General features: G+C 51.5%; 2 tRNA genes and 1 rRNA gene. All 3 read left to right on the top strand.

Annotated elements, in window-relative coordinates:
• Positions 1-683, top strand: a 16S ribosomal RNA gene (locus CX651_RS19740); the annotation flags it as partial.
• A gap of 65 nt (positions 684-748) precedes the next feature.
• A tRNA-Ile gene (locus CX651_RS19735) sits at positions 749-825 on the top strand.
• 196 nt (positions 826-1021) lie between these two features.
• Positions 1022-1097 (top strand) — tRNA-Ala (locus CX651_RS19730).
• Positions 1098-1294: the final 197 nt, after the last annotated feature.

The raw sequence follows: 1294 nt of genomic DNA, 5'->3' as shown, positions 1-1294 counted from the left end.
GCTAACGCATTAAGTAGACCGCCTGGGGAGTACGGCCGCAAGGTTAAAACTCAAATGAATTGACGGGGGCCCGCACAAGCGGTGGAGCATGTGGTTTAATTCGATGCAACGCGAAGAACCTTACCTACTCTTGACATCCTCAGAAGCCAGCGGAGACGCAGGTGTGCCTTCGGGAACTGAGAGACAGGTGCTGCATGGCTGTCGTCAGCTCGTGTTGTGAAATGTTGGGTTAAGTCCCGCAACGAGCGCAACCCCTATCCTTACTTGCCAGCGGGTAATGCCGGGAACTTTAGGGAGACTGCCGGTGATAAACCGGAGGAAGGTGGGGACGACGTCAAGTCATCATGGCCCTTACGAGTAGGGCTACACACGTGCTACAATGGTCGGTACAGAGGGTTGCGAAGCCGCGAGGTGGAGCTAATCTCATAAAGCCGGTCGTAGTCCGGATTGGAGTCTGCAACTCGACTCCATGAAGTCGGAATCGCTAGTAATCGTGGATCAGAATGCCACGGTGAATACGTTCCCGGGCCTTGTACACACCGCCCGTCACACCATGGGAGTGGGCTGCACCAGAAGTAGATAGCTTAACCTTCGGGAGGGCGTTTACCACGGTGTGGTTCATGACTGGGGTGAAGTCGTAACAAGGTAGCCCTAGGGGAACCTGGGGCTGGATCACCTCCTTACCTAAGCGATAATTGGTGCTTTTGAGTGTTCACACAGATTGCTTGATAAAAGAAGTAGAGCATGGGGGTCTGTAGCTCAGGTGGTTAGAGCGTTCGCCTGATAAGCGAGAGGTCGGTAGTTCGAGTCTACTCAGACCCACCAATTCTTCCGCTATTATGCGTTAAACAGGTCGTTGTTTACTCCAGTAAACTTCCTCTCTGTTTGCCTTAACTAGCGTCGAAGGAATGAACAGGTCAATGTTCAAGACTGTTTGCGAGAGATTTTTATCGAGTTCGAGGCAGCCGAGCGAAGAGGCGAAGGCTAACAACGAAATCGGTAAAAAGAACCGCAAAGAAACGGGGCTATAGCTCAGCTGGGAGAGCGCCTGCCTTGCACGCAGGAGGTCTGCGGTTCGATCCCGCATAGCTCCACCACTTCCCTTGGAAGTGCTGGAACCGTCACTCTACAAAGGACGAGAGACGCCAAAGATAAGTCAGTATTTATCTTTGGCTTTTTTAAGCCCGGTCGAAATTGTTCCATACAATTTTCGACACTCCCTCCTTCCATGGAGGTTGCTCTTTAACAATTTGGAAAGCTGATAGTAGACATCAAGACGACTCTTAGGAGTTGG

It is taken from the genome of Shewanella chilikensis (genome assembly GCF_002836945.1).
Lineage (GTDB): Bacteria > Pseudomonadota > Gammaproteobacteria > Enterobacterales > Shewanellaceae > Shewanella > Shewanella chilikensis.
This window is presented reverse-complemented; position numbering and strand designations above follow the sequence as displayed.